The organism is Stappia stellulata (genome assembly GCF_020176715.1).
In the GTDB taxonomy this organism is placed as follows: Bacteria; Pseudomonadota; Alphaproteobacteria; order Rhizobiales; family Stappiaceae; genus Stappia.
The window spans coordinates 1-19,192 of the sequence record NZ_JAIVMF010000010.1 but is presented as its reverse complement, the minus strand read 5'-3'; the positions used below and the strand labels follow the sequence as shown (position 1 = coordinate 19,192).

General features: G+C 66.0%; 18 protein-coding genes. 12 read left to right on the top strand and 6 right to left on the bottom strand.

Annotated elements, in window-relative coordinates; all coding sequences use genetic code 11:
• Nucleotides 1-2 precede the first annotated feature (2 nt).
• Entirely contained in the window at nt 3-1,691 is a 1,689-nt protein-coding gene (locus LC092_RS12960) for an alpha-glucosidase (protein WP_224806963.1), read from the top strand.
• Between the two features lie 62 nt (nt 1,692-1,753).
• Nucleotides 1,754-2,848, top strand: a complete 1,095-nt coding sequence (locus tag LC092_RS12955; RefSeq protein ID WP_224806962.1) for an ABC transporter ATP-binding protein — start codon at nt 1,754-1,756, stop codon at nt 2,846-2,848.
• A 166-nt stretch (nt 2,849-3,014) separates the two neighbouring features.
• Here LC092_RS12955 and LC092_RS12950 read toward each other — a convergent pair whose 3' ends face one another.
• On the bottom strand, nt 3,015-4,301 hold the full coding sequence (locus LC092_RS12950) for a porin (RefSeq protein WP_224806961.1): 1,287 nt from the start codon (nt 4,299-4,301) through the stop codon (nt 3,015-3,017).
• 372 nt (nt 4,302-4,673) lie between these two features.
• On the opposite strand from LC092_RS12950, the gene LC092_RS12945 reads away from it, so the two are divergent.
• The 3 genes from LC092_RS12945 to LC092_RS12935 all read left to right on the top strand — a co-directional run bounded on the left by LC092_RS12945 (nt 4,674) and on the right by LC092_RS12935 (nt 8,361).
• Nucleotides 4,674-5,474 (top strand): glycosyltransferase family 2 protein, encoded by an 801-nt coding sequence (locus LC092_RS12945; protein ID WP_224806960.1) that lies wholly within the window; start codon nt 4,674-4,676, stop codon nt 5,472-5,474.
• Entirely contained in the window at nt 5,471-6,700 is a 1,230-nt protein-coding gene (locus tag LC092_RS12940; RefSeq protein WP_224806959.1) for a TIGR03862 family flavoprotein, read from the top strand. Before LC092_RS12945 ends, LC092_RS12940 begins: the two co-directional genes overlap by 4 nt.
• 287 nt (nt 6,701-6,987) lie before the next feature.
• Nucleotides 6,988-8,361, top strand: coding sequence for a sensor domain-containing diguanylate cyclase (locus tag LC092_RS12935; RefSeq protein ID WP_224806958.1), 1,374 nt, complete (start codon nt 6,988-6,990; stop codon nt 8,359-8,361).
• Between the two features lie 97 nt (nt 8,362-8,458).
• Here the strand turns inward: LC092_RS12935 and LC092_RS12930 are convergent, their stop codons facing one another.
• Nucleotides 8,459-8,797, bottom strand: a complete 339-nt coding sequence (locus tag LC092_RS12930; RefSeq protein WP_224806957.1) for a BA14K family protein — start codon at nt 8,795-8,797, stop codon at nt 8,459-8,461.
• A 291-nt stretch (nt 8,798-9,088) separates the two neighbouring features.
• Here LC092_RS12930 and LC092_RS12925 point away from each other — a divergent pair, with 291 nt between their 5' ends.
• From LC092_RS12925 to LC092_RS12895, 7 genes are all read left to right on the top strand, one after another.
• Nucleotides 9,089-10,270: a substrate-binding domain-containing protein gene (locus tag LC092_RS12925; protein ID WP_224806956.1), complete on the top strand. Its 1,182-nt coding sequence runs from the start codon at nt 9,089-9,091 to the stop codon at nt 10,268-10,270.
• Between the two features lie 103 nt (nt 10,271-10,373).
• Complete coding sequence (locus LC092_RS12920; protein WP_224806955.1) at nt 10,374-11,192, top strand: ABC transporter ATP-binding protein; 819 nt, start codon at nt 10,374-10,376, stop codon at nt 11,190-11,192.
• On the top strand, nt 11,185-11,910 hold the full coding sequence (locus LC092_RS12915) for an ABC transporter ATP-binding protein (RefSeq protein ID WP_224806954.1): 726 nt from the start codon (nt 11,185-11,187) through the stop codon (nt 11,908-11,910). Before LC092_RS12920 ends, LC092_RS12915 begins: the two co-directional genes overlap by 8 nt.
• Complete coding sequence (locus tag LC092_RS12910) at nt 11,907-12,935, top strand: branched-chain amino acid ABC transporter permease (protein WP_224806953.1); 1,029 nt, start codon at nt 11,907-11,909, stop codon at nt 12,933-12,935. The genes LC092_RS12915 and LC092_RS12910 overlap by 4 nt, the downstream gene beginning before the upstream one ends.
• Before the next feature lie 9 nt (nt 12,936-12,944).
• Complete coding sequence (locus LC092_RS12905) at nt 12,945-14,003, top strand: branched-chain amino acid ABC transporter permease (RefSeq protein ID WP_224806952.1); 1,059 nt, start codon at nt 12,945-12,947, stop codon at nt 14,001-14,003.
• The gene (locus LC092_RS12900) at nt 14,000-14,797 is read left to right on the top strand and encodes an alpha/beta fold hydrolase (protein WP_224806951.1); all 798 of its coding nucleotides are present in this window, start codon (nt 14,000-14,002) and stop codon (nt 14,795-14,797) included. The genes LC092_RS12905 and LC092_RS12900 overlap by 4 nt, the downstream gene beginning before the upstream one ends.
• A 268-nt stretch (nt 14,798-15,065) precedes the next feature.
• Entirely contained in the window at nt 15,066-15,278 is a 213-nt protein-coding gene (locus tag LC092_RS12895; protein ID WP_029058427.1) for a cold-shock protein, read from the top strand.
• Nucleotides 15,279-15,361: 83 nt separating this feature from the next.
• On the opposite strand, the gene LC092_RS12890 is transcribed toward LC092_RS12895, so the two are convergent.
• From LC092_RS12890 to LC092_RS12875, 4 genes are read right to left on the bottom strand one after another with little or no spacing between them, the layout of a single operon-like run.
• Nucleotides 15,362-16,183 (bottom strand): MaoC/PaaZ C-terminal domain-containing protein, encoded by an 822-nt coding sequence (locus LC092_RS12890; protein WP_224806950.1) that lies wholly within the window; start codon nt 16,181-16,183, stop codon nt 15,362-15,364.
• Nucleotides 16,180-17,739 (bottom strand): AMP-binding protein, encoded by a 1,560-nt coding sequence (locus LC092_RS12885; RefSeq protein ID WP_224806949.1) that lies wholly within the window; start codon nt 17,737-17,739, stop codon nt 16,180-16,182. The genes LC092_RS12890 and LC092_RS12885 overlap by 4 nt, the downstream gene beginning before the upstream one ends.
• Before the next feature lies 1 nt (nt 17,740).
• Nucleotides 17,741-18,535, bottom strand: a complete 795-nt coding sequence (locus tag LC092_RS12880) for an enoyl-CoA hydratase/isomerase family protein (RefSeq protein WP_224806948.1) — start codon at nt 18,533-18,535, stop codon at nt 17,741-17,743.
• The gene (locus LC092_RS12875) at nt 18,528-19,088 is read right to left on the bottom strand and encodes a TetR/AcrR family transcriptional regulator (RefSeq protein ID WP_224807207.1); all 561 of its coding nucleotides are present in this window, start codon (nt 19,086-19,088) and stop codon (nt 18,528-18,530) included. The genes LC092_RS12880 and LC092_RS12875 overlap by 8 nt, the downstream gene beginning before the upstream one ends.
• Nucleotides 19,089-19,192: the final 104 nt, after the last annotated feature.

Sequence of the window (19,192 nt, the reverse complement as noted above, 5' to 3'; positions counted from 1 at the left end):
TCATGCTTCCACTGTCCGTCACCGACCCCGCAACCGCCCCCCGGCCCGCCACCGACCCGGACTGGTGGCGCAGCGCGGTCATCTACCAGATCTATCCCCGCTCCTTCTACGACACGGACGGCAACGGCATCGGCGATCTCGCCGGCATCACGGCGAAACTCGACCACGTGGAGAGCCTGGGCGTCGACGCCATCTGGATCTCGCCGTTCTATCCCTCGCCGATGGACGACTTCGGCTACGACGTCTCGAATTTCACCGATGTCGACCCGATCTTCGGCACGCTGGAAGACTTCGACCGGTTGATCGCGGCCGCGCATGATCGCGGTCTCAAGGTGATCATCGATCTCGTGATCTCGCACACTTCCGACCGTCATCCCTGGTTCCAGCAAAGCCGCGCCAGCCGCGACAACGCCCGGGCCGACTGGTTCGTATGGGCCGATCCCAGGGCCGACGGCACACCGCCCAACAACTGGCTTTCGATCTTCGGCGGATCGGCCTGGGCCTGGGATTCCAGGCGGCGGCAGTACTATCTGCACAACTTCCTGGCCAGCCAGCCGGACCTTAACTTCCACAATGTTGAGGTGCAGGACGCGGTGCTCGATGCCGCGCGTTTCTGGCTGGAGCGCGGCGTCGACGGCTTTCGCCTCGACACCGTGAACTTCTATTTCCACGACCCGAAACTGCGGGACAATCCGCCGCTGCCGCCGGGCAAGCCGATCTCCGGCGTCGAGCGCTCCAACCCCTACTCCTATCAGGACCATATCCACGACAAGACGCAGCCGGAGAACCTTGCGTTCCTGGAGCGGCTGCGCGCGCTCACCGACAGCTATCCGCATGCCACGATGGTCGGCGAGATCGGCTCCGATCACGACCCCTTCGGCACCACCGCCGCCTACACCCAGGCCGACAAGCGGCTGCACATGGCCTATGGCTTTGACCTTCTGACGACCGATTCCTCCGCCGCCCATATCCGCCGCACTGTTCGCGCCATGGAAGCCGGGATCGGCAGCGGCTGGCCGAGCTGGGCGGTTTCGAACCACGATGTGCCCCGCGTCGCGACGCGATGGGGCGGCATGCATCCGCCGGAGGCCTTCGCGCCGCTGATCGTCGCCCTTGTCACCTCCCTGCGCGGCACGCCCTGCCTCTATCAGGGCGAGGAACTGGGCCTGAAGGAAGCCGAGGTCGCCTTCGAACACCTGCAGGACCCTTACGGCAAGGAGTTCTGGCCGGAGTTTCGCGGGCGCGACGGATGCCGCACGCCGATGCCCTGGGACGACGAGGCGCCGCACACCGGCTTTTCGCAGGTCTCCGCCTGGCTGCCGATCCCGGACGACCACCGGGCCCGCTCCGTCAAGCGGCAGGAAGCGGATCCCGCATCCCCGCTTCACCGCACCCGGCGCTTTCTGGCCTGGCGCCGCAAACAGCCCGAGTTGCTGGCCGGCGATATCACGCTGCTCGACACCGATGAGCCGGTTCTCGCCTTTCTGCGGGTCTTGGACGGGCGTGAACTGCTGTGCGCTTTCAATCTGGGAGATACCGAAGCCTGTGTCCGGCTTGACGGCATCACACAGGCACACGCGCGAAACGCGCCCGACTTTTCGGGTGAAATCGAGATCGACGGCGAGGCAGCGCTGCTGCGGCTTGCGCCATTCGACGCGCTCTATGCGCAGGTCTGCCGCAGCGCGGACTGACGCTGAAACACGCGATACCCCGCTCGGCCACGGCAGCAGCGGCGGATCAACGGAGGACAAACATGGCGGAGGTCATTCTCAGGCAGGTGCGCAAGTCGTTCGGTCGGGTCGAAACGATCCACGGCGTCGACCTGCACATCCGCGACAGGGAGTTCGTCGTCTTCGTCGGCCCCTCCGGCTGCGGCAAATCCACCTTGCTCCGTCTGATCGCCGGCCTGGAGGACATCACAGTCGGGGCGCTGGAAATCGACGGCGAGGATGTCACCGACAAGACCCCCAAGGAGCGCGGCATCGCGATGGTGTTCCAGTCCTACGCGCTCTACCCGCATATGACCGTCTACGAGAACATGGCCTTTGGCCTGAAACTGTCGAAGACGGACAAGCACGACATCGACGCAAAGGTCCGCGCCGCGGCCGACACGCTGGAGCTGGGCGAGCTTCTCGATCGGCTACCGAAGCAGCTCTCCGGCGGGCAGCGCCAACGGGTCGCCATCGGCCGCGCCATCGTGCGCAATCCCAAGGTGTTTCTCTTCGACGAACCGCTGTCGAACCTCGATGCCTCGCTTCGGGTGCAGATGCGCATCGAGATCGCCAAGCTGCACGAGCGCATGAACGCGACGATGGTCTATGTGACGCACGACCAGGTCGAGGCGATGACGCTCGCCGACAAGATCGTCGTGCTGTCGGCGGGCCGCGTCGAACAGGTCGGCGCGCCGCTCGACCTCTACCACCATCCGCAAAACCTCTTCGTCGCCGGTTTCATCGGGTCGCCGCAGATGAATTTCATATCCTGCGAGGTGCTTGAGACGAGCCCTGAAGGCGCAACGCTCGCCCTGCCCGGCGGCGGCCATGTCCTTGCGGCGGTAAACGTGACCGCCCTCGCTACAGGCGACCGGGTAACGCTGGGCGTCCGCCCGGAGCATCTGTTTCATGCCGGCGCGGACACCGATCAGGCGATCTCCGGCACCGTCGAAGTCGTGGAGGAACTGGGCGAGAGCCATTTTCTCTATGTGCGGCTCGCCGACGGGACCCTGCTCACCGCCCGCGCCGGGGGCGACGCGCCGCAATCGATCGACAGCACGGTGCGCATCGGACTGAAGGGCGGCGATTGCCATGTCTTCGGCGCCGACGGCAAGGCCATGCCGCGCCTCGCCTGAAACGGCGCCGATTGGCCGCCCCCGAAGACATCACAGGTCCAAACGAGATGGGCCGCCCGTCAGCCGGGCGGCCCATCTCGCGTTCAGACGTCCGGTCTTCACGCCGGACAAAAGAAAAAGCCCGGCGGTTTCCCGCCGGGCTTTCATCCAATCCGTGAGGATCAGATTAGAACGTGCGCTGCACGCGGAGGATACCGACCAGCGCGTCGTCGGAAGCTGCACCAGCTGCCGTGAAGTCGCGGTTGCGGTACTCGAGCTCGGCACCGACGTAGAGGCCGGAAACCGGACGCCAGCCGACGTTACCCTGGACGTTGATCTCGTTGAAGTCAGCGCCACCGGCAGCCTGGTCAAGCTGCGAGTAGTTGGCGGTGATCGACGTGGAGATCGCCGGGGTCCAGAAGTGCGTGAAGCCTGCACCGATGCCCCAAGCGCTGGACAGCTTCAGCTGGCCGGCAGCGTTGTAGGAGCCGTCCGAGAAGCCGGTGAAGTTGGCGTTCACGTAGCCGACTGCGCCGTTCGCGTAAGCTGCCTGGATCGAGAAGCTGTCGCCAGCTGCGATCATCGGCAGGTTGAACGTGGCGCCAGCGCCGATTGCGTAGCCGAGCTTGCCCTTACCGGTGATGTTCGGAACTGCGCCCGGGAAGTTGGTAGCCGCCGTGCCGGTACCCATCGTCGCGGCGTTCAAGGAGCGACCATAGACGTGGTGCAGGGCACCCATCAACTGTGCGGAACCCCAGCCCTGATCGACGCGCAGGTTGGCAACGAAGTCCGGCACCTTGTCGCCGCCGTAACCGGTGATCGTTGCAGATGCCGCTCCGGTAAGAGCCACAGCCCGCGTGCCGATCTGAGTGCCGTTGTAGAAGATGTTGGCGCGACGGTCCGAACCAACTTCGACCGAGGCCGAAGCCGAGAAGCCGTTGCCGAACTGGAAGGTGTAAGCGAACAGGTTGACGTCGCCGTTATCCGAGAAGCCCTGGTTCAGGACCGAACCCCAGTTGTCGCCGGTGTAGAAGTCGAAGTACGAACCGGTACGACCAGCGACGAAACCGCCGAGCTGGATGAAGGCTTCGTCAAGCGTCAGGCCAGCGCCGCCCGAGTTGTCGACCGTGATGTACGCAGCCACGTAGGTGCGCAGCAGGCCATACTCGGTGTTGGTGCGGCTGTCGAAGTTCATGTAGCCACGAGCACGCATGCCGGTGCTGTCGTCGGTGCGTGCGTCCCAGTTGGAACCACCGTTGTCGAGCACGTCGAACATGCGGAATTCAGCGCGGACACCGCCACCGATCTTCAGGCAGGTCTCGGTACCCGGGATGTAGAAGAAGCCCGTGCCGAAAGCGTCGCAAACGCGAACGTAGTCGACCGGCTCCGGAGCGACCGGAAGGTCGGCGGCCTGTGCGCCCGTGGCTGCCAGGGCAGCTGCGGAAGCGCCGAGCAGGATGCTCTTGATGTTCATTTCCTGACCTCGTCGTTGTTTCCTGCAAGGCCCTGTCGGCCAAGAGGAGATGAAGAGTTGAGCAAGCTTCCCCGCGAGCTCGAGTTTGTTTTAAGCGACGGGGTGCGCGCCTCGCAACCGGCAAATGCCCTCTAAAGGCACTGGAGGGACACAGTGTGTCTTTGTGGGCACACCCCGTTAAGACCCTGTTAGCACTTGTCGGCCCGAAAGCGCGGATTTCCGCCGATGCCGGTTTTTCGCGTGATTCCGCGCGCGTATCGGACATCGGGCCGTGCAGCCGGCGCATTTGCTTGAACCAAGGCCGGAGAACCCGCTAAGGAACGCCCACAGGCCGGCTGCCGGCTGCCTCGACCGCGACAAGGGCCCTTTTTCATGACCGCCGCCACCCCGATCTCCGTCTTTATAATAGCGCACAATGAGGAAGACCGGATCGGGCGGGCCATTCGCAGCGTCGAATCATTCGCCGACGAGGTGATCGTGGTCGACAGCGGATCAACGGACGAGACGGTTCGCGTGGCCGAATCGTTTGGTGCGCGCGTTCTCGTCAATCCCTGGCCGGGCTACGGACCGCAGAAACGCTTCGCGGAAGACCTCTGCCGGAACGACTGGCTGTTCAACCTGGATGCCGACGAAGCCGCCACTCCGGCGCTCGCCGCCGAGATCAAGGCGCTCGCGGCAAGCGTAGCGCTCGAAAACGCACCATTCTGGCGCGTGCGCATCCGCGATGTCTTCGCGCATGAATCGGAACCGGCCCCTTGGGCTTATGGCTACAACCAGATCCGGCTCTACGATCGCAGCAAGGGGCGGTTCTCCGATTCTCCCGTGCATGACACCGTGCGCCCGCCGGAAGGCGCTCGCATTGCGCAGCTCAAGGCGGCGATGGCGCACCGCTCGATTCGCTCCGTCGCCTTCCACGTAGAGAAGATGAACCGCTACTCCACCATGCAGGCCGACGACATGGCAGCGCGCGGCCGGAGAATCGCGCGCTGGCGGCTCCTCACCGAATTTCCCTTCGCCTTTCTCAAGGCCTATGTGGTGCGCCGCTACGCGCTCTACGGCTGGTGGGGCCTCGTGATCTCGACCAATTTCGCCTACACGCGCTTTCTGCGGCTGGCCAAGGCCTATGAGGCCGAACTGCTGGCGCAGAGCGAGACACGAGGAACGTCGCAATGACCGGGACATCCGCGCATGTCGCGATCATCGGCGGCGGACCGGCCGGGCTGATCGCAGCCGACAGCCTGTCGGCGCAGGGCATCAAGGTGACGGTGTTCGACCGGATGCCCTCCGTGGGGCGCAAGTTCCTGATGGCCGGGCGCGGCGGGCTCAACCTGACCCATAGCGAACCGGCGGACGCTTTTCTCTCGCGCTACCGCAAGGCAGAGCCGCGGCTCAGGGCCGCCTTCGAGGCCTTTCCGCCGGAGGCGCTCAGGGCCTGGTGCGCGGACCTCGGCATCGAGACATTCGTCGGGTCGAGCGGGCGCGTGTTCCCGCGCCAGATGAAGGCCTCGCCGCTTCTGCGTGCCTTGCTGGCGCGGCTTGCCGCAAACAGCGTCTCGATCCGCACCCGCTGGCGCTGGACCGGCTTCGGCACGCAAGGCGAGTTGCTGTTCGACACGCCCGAGGGCGCGCGGAGTTTTCCCGCGCCGGACGCCGTGCTGCTTGCCACCGGCGGCGCGAGCTGGCCGCGGCTTGGCAGCGACGGCCTGTGGACCGGCGCCACCGATGCCATCGGAATCGGCTGCACGCCCTTCGCCCCGTCCAATTGCGGCGTGCGCATCGACTGGTCGGCGCATTTCGCCGCGCGGTTCCAGGGGGTTCCGCTGAAGCGGATCGCGCTGAGCATCGGCGACCGCACGGTGCGCGGCGAAGCCATGATCACCGAAAGCGGACTGGAGGGCGGCGGCATCTATGCCCTCAGCCCGGACATCCGCCGGGCGCTGGAAACGCAACACGCTCCCGTCCTTACCCTCGACCTGCGCCCAGACCTCGATGCCGGGCCCCTTGCGGCAAGGCTTGCCCGACCGCGCGGCAAGAACTCACTCTCCAACCACCTGCGAAAAAGCACCGGTCTTGCGCCCGCGGCCGTGGCGCTGCTTCAGGAAGCCGGCGAACGGCCCGACAATGCGGAAGCGCTCGCCGCGCAGATCAAGGCCCTGCCGCTTCCCGTCGCGGGGCTTGCCGGGCTGGAACGGGCGATCTCCTCCGCCGGTGGCATTTCGTGGGAGAGCATCGACGACAGCTACATGCTCACGGACCGCCCCGGCGTCTTCGTCGCCGGCGAGATGATCGACTGGGACGCGCCGACCGGCGGCTATCTGCTCCAGGCCTGTTTCGCGACAGGCCTTGCAGCCGCGCACGCCATCGATGCGCGACTGGCGGGCGCCAAGACCATCACGTGAACCACCGCATGTCCCTGCCCCTGCGCTCCGGTCTCGCGACAGGGCAAGACCCCACGGCTTGAAACCCCACTTTGTCGCCTGAGAAAAAGACCGCGGCGTTCCTTTGACAGCGGAGCAGAGACCTTTCGTCAAAAAATAGACCTGCAAATTGATCGAACTTTTACCTTCTCGGACTACACTGTTTCCGTAGTGTTATTTTTGAGAATGCTCGGTTGCGTTTATCGGGGTTTGGTCTCTTGATTATTGGCAATCCACCACCCAGGCTCGTGCCTCTGGCAAAGAACGTCTTGGCCGCGTCCAAGCCGATGTCCCGCTCGCAGGGGCCGGACGCGCCATCGCTGGCCCGGTTGTTCCGGCTTCTCGAGCGGCTGCACCCTGTCGAATGCATCTTCATAACCCTGCTGGAGCCGCTGGACGGGCGGAGGTTTTATTCCAATGACCGGTGCGGGAAGCTGCGCGATGCCTCCCGGGACGTGGCAAACGCCATCCTGAAGAGCGCGGCCCCGCTGATCCTGCAAGCGAACGGGCCGTCGGCTGCGGCGAACCGCCAGGCCGTCGATCCGGGCGCCCTCGGCCTTGAGTTTCTCGCCGGTGTCGCGCTTCGCGACGCGACCGGCAAGGCCATCGGCACCCTGTGCCTTGCAAGCCGCACGCCCGTGAGCGCCAGCGAAATCGACCGCCAGGCCCTTGAGGATGCCGCCCATCTGGCCGTCCGCGAGATCCAGCACGACGGTGCCGAGCAAACCGCGCGCGATGCCTGGAAGGTGATGGTGGAAGCGATCGAGACGCTTCCCGACGGCTTCGTGCTTTTCGACAAACACGACCGGTTGACAATCTGCAACGAGCAATATCGCGAGACCTATCCGGAATCGGCCCACGTCATCCAGCCGGGGCGCAGCTTCGAGGAGATCATTCGCGAAGGCGTGCGCTGCAAGCAATATGCGGAAGCGATCGGACGGGAAGATGCCTGGATCGCGGAGCGCCTGGCGGCCCATGCGAATCCGACCGGGCCGGTGGAACAGCTCCTGCCGGACGGACGTTGGGTCCGGGTGCTGGAAAAGCGCTTGCCGAATGGCGGCACGGTGGGGTTCCGGGTCGACATCACCGAACTGAAAATGCGGCAGGCGGAGCTTTACGAACTGGCGCATCGCGACGAGCTGACCGGGACGATGTCGCGGCGCGCGATCCTGTCCGCGGCGCGCGATTGCGGCATTCGGGCACGCGCGCGCGGCGAACCTCTTTGCCTGATGATCCTCGACATCGACAAGTTCAAGAAGGTCAATGACGATCTGGGACATTTCGCCGGCGACGAGGTGTTGAAGGAATTTTGCCGCCGCATTGAATCGCAACTGCGCGACACAGATTACCTTGGGCGTCTCGGCGGCGAGGAATTCCTTGTGATCCTTCCAAATACCTCGTCGAGCGAGAGCGTCGAGCGCGCCGAACGCATGCGGACCCTGCTGAGCGCAACGCCGATCCCCCTTGAGGACAAGGACATCGCGCTGACGATGTCGCTTGGCGTCACCGACTATCGCGACGACGATACCATGGACGAGGCCTTCGCCCGGGCGGATCGCCTGCTGTACCGGTCCAAGGACATGGGCCGCGATCGCACGACCGCCGAGTTTCTAGACGCCCCCTCCCGACCCGCCGGGCGATAACCCGTCGCCTCCGCTCCCGCACGACGCATGCCGGCCCAAACAGATAAAGGGCCGGTGCGCCCGGCCCTTTATCGGCAGTCCTGTCAATTCCGCCGGATCAGCGGCAGAACTTGTAGCGTCCCGAATAGGTCAGGAAATAGCCGGTGTCCGGGTTGAAGCTGCGATATTTCGACGAACAATAGCGATACCACGCGGGCGACCAGGGCGCCGGGCGGCCGTAGTAGACCGGCGCGGGCACATATTCAGGCGCCGGCTGGACGTAACGCGGCTGGGAGAGCGCCGATCCGATCACCGCGCCGGCCACGAAGCCGCCGGCCGCGGCCCAGCCGTTTTGATGGTGCCACTTCTTCGCCTCGGCATCGGTGGAGCCGGTCGCGAGCATGGCGCCGGCGGTCAGGGCAATGGCAAACCCGGTGGTTGCGATCTTCTTCATCATGACTTGATTCCCTCTGTCTGAGCTTCTGTTTGAACATCCCTGCGGCTCTGTCGTCCGCCTATGTCCTGAAGATAGGCCCATCCCCGGCATTCCGATGTGACGGCGATCACGCTTCGCCGTGTTGGGCGACCGGCCGGGATCGGGCGGGATTTGGCGAAATTCGTCGGGATCCGGGAACCGGCAGGCCGGCGGCCGAATTGACATGAAACATGAATCATGCGTCATATATTGCAAGACGCCGCGACACGCACATGCCACGCGCCGACCGGACGTCGAACGGGAGGAAAGACCATGAGACATTTGTATGCCGCCGCGCTCGTCGCGGCCGGGCTTGCGGGTGCGCCGGCCCTGGCCGACGACATCAAGATCGCGCATGTCTACGGCAAGACGGGCGCGCTGGAGGCCTATGCGAAGCAGTCGCACACAGGCTTCATGATGGGGCTGGAATATGCCACCAACGGCACGATGGAGATCGACGGCCGCAAGATCGTCGTGATCGAGAAGGACACGCAGCTCAAGCCGGACATCGCCCGCGCAGCACTCGCCGAGGCCTATGGCGACGACGAGGTGGATATCGCCGTCGGTCCCGTGTCCTCGGGCGTTGCGCTCGCCATGCTTCCGGTCGCTGAGGAATACGGCAAGCTTCTCATCGTCGAGCCGGCGGTCGCCGACAGCATCACCGGCGAGAACTGGAACCGCTACATCTTCCGCACGGCGCGCAACTCCTCGCAGGACGCCATTGCCAATGCGGTGGCGCTCGGCCAGGAGGGCGTGACCATCGCGACGCTGGCGCAGGACTATGCCTTCGGCCGCGACGGCGTCGCCGCCTTCAAGGAAGCGCTTGCCGGCACCGGCGCGACGCTCGCCTTCGAGGAATATGCGCCGACCGACACCCAGGACTTCACCGCGAGCGCCCAGCGCATCTTCGAGGCCATGAAGGATATCGAGGGCCGCAAGTTCCTCTTCATCATCTGGGCGGGCGGCAACAACCCCATCGGCAAGATCAAGGCGATGGAGCCGGAACGCCTCGGCATCGAGATCGCCACCGGCGGCAACATCCTTGCGGCGATGAAGGCCTACAAGGCCCTCCCCGGCATGGAAGGCGCCACCTATTACTATCACGAGATCCCGAAGAACCCGGCGAACGACTGGCTGGTCTCCGAACACGAGAAACGCTTCCAGTCGCCGCCCGACTTCTTCACCGCCGGCGGCATGACGGCGGCGATCGCCGTGGTCGAGGGCATCCGCAAGGCCGGCTCCACGGACACGGAAGAGCTGATCGCGGCGATGGAAGGCATGTCCTTCGAAACGCCGAAGGGCACGATGATCTTCCGCCCCGAGGATCACCAGGCGCTGCAGTCGATGTACCACTTCAAGATCCGGGTCGAACCGGACGTGGAATGGGGCATTCCCGAGCTCGTTCGCGAGCTGAAGATCGAGGACATGTCGATCCCTGTGCGCAACGGACGCTGACAACAGCGCCCCGGAGACGGCGACCGCGCCGTCTCCCCGTCCCTTTTCGCACGCAAGACGCCGGCCACGCCGCCGTTCGTCGCCCCCTTACGGAGATGCCGCCGTGACGCGCGACCATCCTGCCGGCCGGCCGACGGCTGTCGAACCGCCGGTGCTCGAAACCCAGGACCTGACCATCCGTTTCGGCGGCCATGTCGCTGTCGACCGCGTGAGCTGCGCCTTCAGGCGCGGCACGCTGACCGCCATCGTCGGGCCGAACGGCGCCGGCAAGACCACCTATTTCAACCTGATCTCCGGACAGCTGAAGGCAAGCGAGGGGTCTGTCCGCCTCAATGGCGAGACGATCACCCGGCTCGGCGTCGCGGAGCGCTGCCGGCGCGGCATCGGACGCGCCTTTCAGCTCACCAACCTGTTTCCAAGCCTCACCGTGCGCGAGAACGTCCGCCTCGTCGTGCAGGCCCGCGCCAATCGCGGCTTCGACCTCATCTCGCGCGCCGACAGCCACATCGAGCTGACCGAACGCGCCGATCACGTGCTGGCCGAGGTCAACCTCCTGCAGAAACGCGACCTTCCGGTCTCCGCGCTGCCGCATGGCGACCAGCGCAAGCTGGAGGTGGCGCTGATGATCGCGCTCGGACCCCAGGTGCTGATGTTCGACGAGCCGACGGCTGGCATGAGCGTCGACGAGGTGCCGGTCATTCTCGACCTGATCCGCGACCTCAAGCGCGATCATGACCGAACCATCCTGCTGGTGGAGCACAAGATGGACGTGATCCGCTCGCTCGCCGACCGGATCATCGTGCTGCACAACGGCGAACTGGTCGCTGATGGCGAGCCGGGTGAGGTGATGCGCTCGGCCATCGTGCAGGAGGCCTATCTCGGCAAGGCGCCGGAACCGGCGGAGGAAATCGCCCATGACTGAGGCGCTGCTGACGCTCTCGGGCGTCCACACCCACATCGGTCCCTATCACATCCTGCAAGGCGTCGACCTTGTCGTGCCGCGCGGCGGGGTGAGCGTGCTTCTGGGGCGCAACGGTGCGGGCAAGTCCACCACCTTGCGCACCATCATGGGGCTTCTCAAGCCCAGCGCCGGCGAGATCCGCTTCGACGGCAACTCCATCGGCGGAACGCCGACGCCGGCGATCTCGCGTGCCGGCATTGCCTATGTGCCGGAGAACATGGGGATCTTCTCCGACCTCACCGTCGGCGAGAACATGCAGCTTGCGGCAACCCAAGGGCCCTTCGACCCGACCCGGCTTGCCTGGATCAAGGAGCTGTTCCCGCCGATCGCGACCTTCTGGGAGAAACCCGCCGGCACGCTGTCAGGCGGCCAGAAGCAGATGCTCGCGGTCGCGCGCGCCATCATCGAGCCGCGCCGGCTGATCCTGATCGACGAGCCGAGCAAGGGGCTTGCCCCGGCCATCATCTCCGCGATGACCCGCGCGCTCGGCGAACTCAAGGAGACGGACACGACGATCCTGCTCGTTGAACAGAATTTCGCCATGGCCTCCGCGCTCGGCGACACGGTGTCGGTGATGGACGACGGCCGCGTCGTGCATGCCGGCGCGATGGCCGAACTTGCCGGCGACCCCGGAATGCAGGAGCGGCTGATGGGACTGAGCCTGGAGGTGCACCAATGAGCGAGACCGCGATCCGACCCAAGCTGGTGGCCAGTTCCACCGGCGACCGGCTGCGCAAGGCCGCGCCCCTGCTGCTTGCGCCGGTGATGGCGCTGGCGGGGCTGATCGCCATCGCCGACCCCGCGACTTGGCTGACGCTGACGGTGGCCGGCCTCGCCATGGGGCTGATGATCTTCATCATGGCCTCCGGGCTGACGGTGGTCTTCGGGCTGATGGACGTGATCAACTTCGGCCATGGCGCCTTCGTCTCCGTCGGTGCCTTCGTCGGCTTCACGGTGCTCGCCTGGCTGACGGGCTGGACCGAGAACCCGGCGGTGATGATGAACCTCGCCGCGGTCTTTCTCGCGATCCTCGCCGCCATGGCGGTGACCGGTGTGCTCGGACTTGCCTTCGAACGGGTGATCGTCGCCCCGGTCTACGGCCATCACCTGAAACAGATCCTGGTGACCATGGGCGGGCTGATCGTTGCCCAGCAGCTCATTCACGTGGTGTGGGGGCCGGATGCGATTCATGTCGCCCGGCCGCAGACGCTGCGCGGCTCGGTCATCGTCTTCGACGCGGTGATCGAGAAATACCGCCTCTTCGCCGTCGCCATCGGCCTCGTGCTGTTCCTCGGCATGCGCCACATGCTGAAGTCGACCAAGGTCGGCCTGCTGGTGCGCGCCGGCGTGGAGAACGGCGAGATGGTTGAGGCGCTCGGCTACCGCATCCGCCGGCTGTTCCTGGTGGTTTTCATGGTCGGCTCCGCGCTCGCCGGCCTCGGCGGCGTGATGTGGGGCCTCTACAACGAGACGATCACCGCGCATATGGGATCGGAGCTGATGGTGCTGGTCTTCATCGTCGTCATCATCGGCGGGCTCGGCTCCATCGAGGGCTGTTTCATCGGCGCGCTGCTCGTCGGCCTTCTGTCCAACTACATGACCTTCCTCGCTCCCAAGGTTGCGCTCGTCTCCACCATCGCGCTGATGGTCGGTGTGCTGATGTGGCGGCCCGAGGGACTCTATCCCGTCGTCAAGGCGAAGTAGGACGTACCCATGATCGACAGGCTTCTTTCCGGCGACCGCCCGAACTCCCGCCCCCTGGCGCTGGTGCTGATCGCGATTGCCCTCGCGCTCGCCTTCGCGCCCTTCCTGTTTCCCGGCACCAAGTCGCTGGATACGGCCGCGCGCATCTGCATCTTCATCGTGCTGGTGGCAAGCTACGACCTGCTGCTCGGCTATACGGGAATCGTCTCCTTCGCCCATACGATGTTCTTCGGCATCGGCGCCTATGGCGTGGCGCTGTCGCTCTCCGCACTTGGCGCGTCCTTCACGGCGATTGTCGTCGGCGTTCTCGGCGGAACCGCCGTCGCCGCGGCACTCGCGCTTGCCATCGGACTGTTCTCGCTGCGGGTGAAGGCGATCTTCTTCGCCATGGTGACGCTGGCGGTTGCCAGCGCCTTTGCGGTTCTCGTCTCGCAGCTTTCCACCATCACCGGCGGCGAGGACGGGCTGACCTACCGCATCCCGCGGGTGCTGACGCCGGCCTACAAGCTTCTCGACATGCGCATCCTGGATGTGCGCATCGACGGTCGGCTGCTTGCCTACTATCTCGTGTTCGTCTCCGCGCTGGTGCTCTTCCTGGGGCTGCTCAGGGTCGTCAACTCGCCCTTTGGCCGAACCTTGAAGGCCGTGCGCGACAATGCCTTCCGCGCCGAGGCGATCGGCTACCGGGTGATCTGGTACCGCACCGCCGCCACCGTGCTGTCTGCCGCCGTCGCGGGCCTGGCCGGCGCGCTGCTCGCGATCTGGATCCGCTACACCGGACCGGCGACGACGCTGTCGATGGAGATCATGATCGACATCCTGCTGATGGTGGTGATCGGCGGCATGGGAACCATGTATGGCGCGGTGATCGGCGCAACGCTCTTCATCCTGGCGCAGACCTATCTGCAAAGCCTGATGGGGGCCGCCGAACACGCCACCGCCATGCTGCCGCTCATCCCCGACCTTGTGGCACCGGAACGCTGGCTGATGTGGCTCGGCGTGCTCTTCATTGTCTCCGTCTATTTCTTCCCGGATGGAGTGGTGGGCCGGCTGCGGAGCCGCGGATGACCCTGCTTTCCTTTCGCGCGGCCGGCACCCGGACGCCGGACGCGCGCCCGCTCGTGCTGCTGCACGGCTGGTCGTGCCACGGTGGCTTCTTCCGCCCGCAGATGGAGGCGCTCGGCCGCATAACCCGGGTAATCGCCCCCGATCTTCCCGGCCATGGCGACAGCGCGCAGAGCGACGGCCTGACCATCGAGGCGGCAGCCGACGCGCTCGAGCGGCTGCTTGCCGTAGAGGACCTTCGGGATGTCGTGCTGGTCGGCTGGTCGATGGGCGCGCTGGTCGCCTGGTCGATGATCGAGCGCCACGGCACCGGTCGCCTCGCCCATCTCGTGGTCGAGGACATGTCGCCCAAGGTGCTGAACGACGCGGACTGGCCGCATGGCACGCGCTCCGGCCTCGATGCCGTCCGCAGCCGGGACTTCGCCCGCGCGGTCTCCAGCCAGTGGCCGCGGCTGGTCGGCGCCACCGCCCGGCGCAGCTTCGCGGCGGACGCGCCGGAAGAGCTTATCGCCTTTGCGGAAGCCGAGATGCGCAAGGCGCGCGGGCCGGCGCTCGCCGCCATGTGGAGCTCGCTCACCGCACAGGACTTTCGCCCCCTCCTCCCGCGGATCGACGTTGCGGTCACGCTGACGCCCGGCGGCGCGAGCCAGCTCTATGCGGGCGGGGCGGCCGAATGGCAGCTGGACCGCCTGCGACACGGGCGCATCCGTCCCTTTGCGACGGCCGGCCACGCCCCCCATCTGGAGGCGTCCGGGGCCTTCAACGCGCTCCTTGCCGACCTGTGCAAGGCAGAGTAACGGGCGCCCAAAACCCTACGTCAATTTTCATTGCCCTTGCCGGAATGGCCCATTTCGACTACCATGCCGTCGTTGGACTTTGGTCCTTCACAAGCGGGCTTGAAAATTCGAACCCCGGTTAAGAAAGTTTCGGTATGCGGCGCCTACCCGGTCCCAGGGACCGGTCTTGTCGGACAGAACTGCCTTTCCCGTTTCTGAATGCCACGCTCGCGCAAGCAAGTGCGCTTACTTGCGCTCTTTAAACTAAGACTCGGGACAGGAGTTTCCCATGCGCCAGACAGGCACCCTCAAGTTCTTCAACCATGATCGTGGTTTTGGCTTCGTCACCCCGGCCGAAGGCGGCAAGGACGTGTTCGTTCACATCACCGCTTTCGAACGTTCGGGCATGGCCGTTCCGGCTGAAGGCACCACGCTGACCTTCGTGACGGAAGAAGATCGTCGCGGCCGTGGCCTGCAGGCCGCGCAGCTCGCGCTCGACTAAGCCTTAACCGGCCAGTCGAACCTGACGAGAACACCGCCGGCTTGCCGGCGGTGTTTTTGTTTGTGCCTTCCCCGGCTGACCGGTCAGGCGCCGACGTCTTCCACATAGACCAGCGCGCGCCCGGTGCAGATCACCTCCCCGTCCAGCGTCTCGCAGACCGTTTCCAGATCGACGAGATGCTTTTCCGGCCGCAGCCGGGTGATGGCGACCCGCGCCCGCAGGGGCACATCGAAGGCGGCCGGCGCATGGAAGGTCATTTCCTGCTTGAGGTAGTTGGTGCCGGAGCCCGGCAGTTTCACGCCCAGCAGATAGGAGAACATGCCGCCGATCAGCGATTCCGGCACCGTGTCGAGATCCTTGTCCAGACCGGAAAGTGCGGCGAAGTCGCCGGCTTGCGCGCGCGGATAGAGCCGCACCAGTTCCGCACTGCGGCCAACCGCCAGCGCTCCCGGGTCCGGCGCATCTTGGTGTTGCGTTTCGCGGGCGCTTGCGCCGGCACCCGGCGCCTCACCCAGACGGCACCGTCCGCGCAGCACCTCCGCGTCATCCGCCACCCGCCGGATCGTGATTGCCAGATCATCGGGATCCGCCTCGTCCGGCACAATGGCGATCGCCAGCTCCTCTCCCGCATAGGCGGGGTTTGGAAACATCAGTTCCTGCACGGCATGGCGGCGGCCCGGCCAACGGGTCTGGATCAGCGCCCAGAGCCTGGAATAGAGCAGCATGCCGTGCGACACCGTGCGCTTGAAGCGGGTGCGCGCGGAAAACGCCGGATCGACATGGATCGGATTGTCGTCGCCGGACAGCGCGGCAAAGCGGTCAAAGTCCGCCTGGTCCGGCGTCCAGCGCGCGTGATGTTCCATGGCATCGCCGCAGGCGGCGGCATCTGCGAGGGGCGCGGTCATCGGCCCTGCCTTTCCTGTTTGCCGGTCTCGGCGTGTTGCATCTTGAGAATGTGTTTCTGCACCTTGCCGGCAGCGGTGCGCGGCAGATCCTCGACGATCTCGATGTGGCGGGGCACCTTGTAGCCGGCGAGACGCTCGCGACACCAGGTGACCAGGGCGGCCGGGTCGACCGTCATGCCCGGACGCGGGATCAGATAGGCGGCGCCAACCTCGCCCCATTTGTCGTCCGGCACGCCGAGAACCACCGCATCCAGAACCGCCGGATGGGTGACGAGCACCTTCTCCACCTCGGCCGGATAGACGTTCTCGCCACCGGAGATATACATGTCCTTTATGCGGTCGACGATGGCGTAATAGCCGTCCTCATCGCGCCTTGCGACATCGCCCGAGCGCAGCCACCCGCCCTCGGCAAAGGCTTCGGCGGTTGCCTTGGGGTTTTCGAAATAGCCGGGCGTGACGCCCGGTCCGCGGATCTGCAATTCGCCCTCGCCGGCGCCCTCCACCACCGTGCCGTCGGGCGCGACCAGACGCACCTCGGTGAGGATCTGTGCCTTGCCGACGGAGCCGATCTTTTGCGGCGCGCGCGCTGCATCGGCGAGAAACACCGTCGGCCCCGTCTCGGTCATGCCCATGCCGTTGCACACGGTCACGCCGCGCGCCAGATAGGTGCGCAGCAAGGGCGCCGGCATCGGCGCGCCGCCGCAGCCGAGCGAGCGCAGCGGCGCGAAATCCACGGTTTCGAAGCGCGGATCGAGCGCCAGCGCCTGATAGATCGCCGGCACGCCGAAAAAGGCGGTGATCTTTCCGCGCCGCACGAGATCCAGCACGGTTTCGGCCTCGAACTTGCGCAACACGATGGAGTGGCCGCCGGCGAGAAAAAGCGGCAGCGTCATCAGGTTGATGCCGGCGGTGTGGAACAGCGGCAGGAAGTTCACCGCCGTGTCGTCGCCGCTAAGCCCCGTGGCCTGGCTGTAGTTCACCGCATTGGCCCAGGCCATCGTCGGCGTCTGGATCACCAGCTTGGGCGCGCCTGTGGTCCCGGAGGTGGCGAGCAGATACCAGGGCGCGTTGGCGGGCACCCGTCGGGGTGCGAGCGGAGCCGACGCCGGCGCAAGGCCGCTTGCCACATCGTCCAGACTATCGGTGCCGCCTTCTCCGGCCGCGTCGGCAAAGCCGAGACGGCGAACGTCCGTGCCCTGGCAAAGGGCTGCTGCCGTGTCGCGGGTCGCCGCGTCATGCAGCAGGATCCGGGCGCCGGCCTGTGCAAGCACCGGCGCGAGTTCCGGCGCCGGCTGTCGCCAGTTGAGCGGCAGCAGGATCACGCCCGACTTCTGTGCCGCGAACAGCAGCACGAAAAACTCCGGGTGATTGTGGCAAAGCACGGCGATGCGGTCGCCTTCCTCTGCGCCAAGGGCCGCAAACGCGCGCGCCATGCGAATGGCACGCGCATTCACCTCGGCGAAGGTCAGAACCTCACCGCTGGCGTGATCGGTGAAGGCGGGCCGGTCCGGCGTCAGTTCCGCGCGTTTTGCCGCCATGTCGGTCAGCCAGTCCATGTCAGCGTCCTTTTCCCGCGGCCGCCACGGGCGCCAGAAAGGCGGCCATGCGGGCCGCCGTCTCCGGGCGGGCAATCAGATGAAGGAAGGCGGCGCGTTCCCGCTCGAGCGCGACCGCGACGGCCGCCCGGCGTTTCGGCGTCCACACGCCCGCGCGGCTCGCCTTGAGGCTCGCAAGATCCTTGGACACGATCACGTCGATGAGTTCGGCGACATCCGCCTCGAGAGCCTCCGGCGCGCAGATCCGGCTCGCCAGCCCGAGATCCCGGCAGGTGCGGGCATCGAGCCTTGTGTTGAGATATTGCACCTCCAGCGCGCGCGCAGCGCCGATACGCTCCGGCAGCAGCGCGGTCCAGCCGCCGTCCGGCGCAAACCCCATGTCGCAATAATAGGGCTGAAGGAATGCCCGCTCGCTCATCGCCACGATGTCGCTGGCAAGCACCAGCCCGGCGGACCCGCCGGTGACCGCGCCATTGACCGCCGCCACCACGGGTACGGGAAAGGCCAGAAGGTCGAGAATGGCGCGATTGAGGTCTCCGACGATCTCGGCCGAATAGGCCAGCAATCCTTGCGTGTCCGCGCCGTGCCCGGCGAAGGCGGCGACATCGCCGCCGGCGGAAAACGCCCGCCCCCGCGCCTGCAGCAACAGAACATGCACGTCGGCGCGGGCGGCCCGCGCGAGACAATCGCGAAGATCGCGCAGAAGCTCCGGCACCAGCGCGTTGCCGCGACCGGGCCGGTCCAGCGTCACGGTCGCGACGCGGTCGTGGATCTCCAGACCGGCGAAATCAGGCATCGTCGGCGCTCCGGGCGCGTCCGGCGGCCAGCCCGTGGACGATCATCTCATGCGCGGTGTCGACCATCTCGTCGATCGAGGCGTCGCTGCCGAAGACGACGGAATATTCGCCCAGCGAGCGCGCGATCCCCATCAGCGCCCAGGCGCGAATATCGGCGTCACCCGCGCGGATGTCGCCAGTGTCCGCCGCCTGCGCCAGTCCGTCCCGGTAGCCCTCTGCGAAGGTGCGGAAGTAGGCGAGATAGGCCTTGGGATCGACGAATTGCGCTTCCTGGACGATGCGATAGAGCTCCGGATGGGCGGAGACGAAGGTCAGGAAGGCGCGCAGGCCCTCGCGCTCGGCGTCCAGCCGGTTGGCGATGCCGGCGGTTGCCTCGCTGATCGCATGGCGCAACATCCGGCCCATATCGGCCACAAGCTCGGAGAAGACATCGTCCTTGCTGGCGAAATAGATGTAGAATGTGCCCTGTGCGACGCCCGCCTCGCGGGTGATCGAGCCGATGGAGGCCTCGTTGAAGCCCTGCTCGCCGATGACCTTTTCCGCCGCCGACAGGATGGCCCGCCTTGTCGCCTCGCCGCGCGCGGTCTTGGGCTTGGGCGCGGCCGGGCCAGGCCGGAGCCGCTTGAAACCGGCGGCTGCGGCCCAGACGGCGGCGG

Bases quoted from the DNA above. Each gene is read 5' to 3' on its own strand.
- LC092_RS12960 (WP_224806963.1), top strand. From the start codon at position 3: ATGCTTCCACTGTCCGTCACCGACCCCGCAACCGCCCCCCGGCCCGCC.
- LC092_RS12955 (WP_224806962.1), top strand. From the start codon at position 1,754: ATGGCGGAGGTCATTCTCAGGCAGGTGCGCAAGTCGTTCGGTCGGGTC.
- LC092_RS12950 (WP_224806961.1), bottom strand. From the start codon at position 4,301: ATGAACATCAAGAGCATCCTGCTCGGCGCTTCCGCAGCTGCCCTGGCA.
- LC092_RS12945 (WP_224806960.1), top strand. From the start codon at position 4,674: ATGACCGCCGCCACCCCGATCTCCGTCTTTATAATAGCGCACAATGAG.
- LC092_RS12940 (WP_224806959.1), top strand. From the start codon at position 5,471: ATGACCGGGACATCCGCGCATGTCGCGATCATCGGCGGCGGACCGGCC.
- LC092_RS12930 (WP_224806957.1), bottom strand. From the start codon at position 8,797: ATGATGAAGAAGATCGCAACCACCGGGTTTGCCATTGCCCTGACCGCC.
- LC092_RS12925 (WP_224806956.1), top strand. From the start codon at position 9,089: ATGAGACATTTGTATGCCGCCGCGCTCGTCGCGGCCGGGCTTGCGGGT.
- LC092_RS12915 (WP_224806954.1), top strand. From the start codon at position 11,185: ATGACTGAGGCGCTGCTGACGCTCTCGGGCGTCCACACCCACATCGGT.
- LC092_RS12910 (WP_224806953.1), top strand. From the start codon at position 11,907: ATGAGCGAGACCGCGATCCGACCCAAGCTGGTGGCCAGTTCCACCGGC.
- LC092_RS12905 (WP_224806952.1), top strand. From the start codon at position 12,945: ATGATCGACAGGCTTCTTTCCGGCGACCGCCCGAACTCCCGCCCCCTG.
- LC092_RS12900 (WP_224806951.1), top strand. From the start codon at position 14,000: ATGACCCTGCTTTCCTTTCGCGCGGCCGGCACCCGGACGCCGGACGCG.
- LC092_RS12895 (WP_029058427.1), top strand. From the start codon at position 15,066: ATGCGCCAGACAGGCACCCTCAAGTTCTTCAACCATGATCGTGGTTTT.
- LC092_RS12890 (WP_224806950.1), bottom strand. From the start codon at position 16,183: ATGACCGCGCCCCTCGCAGATGCCGCCGCCTGCGGCGATGCCATGGAA.
- LC092_RS12885 (WP_224806949.1), bottom strand. From the start codon at position 17,739: ATGGACTGGCTGACCGACATGGCGGCAAAACGCGCGGAACTGACGCCG.
- LC092_RS12880 (WP_224806948.1), bottom strand. From the start codon at position 18,535: ATGCCTGATTTCGCCGGTCTGGAGATCCACGACCGCGTCGCGACCGTG.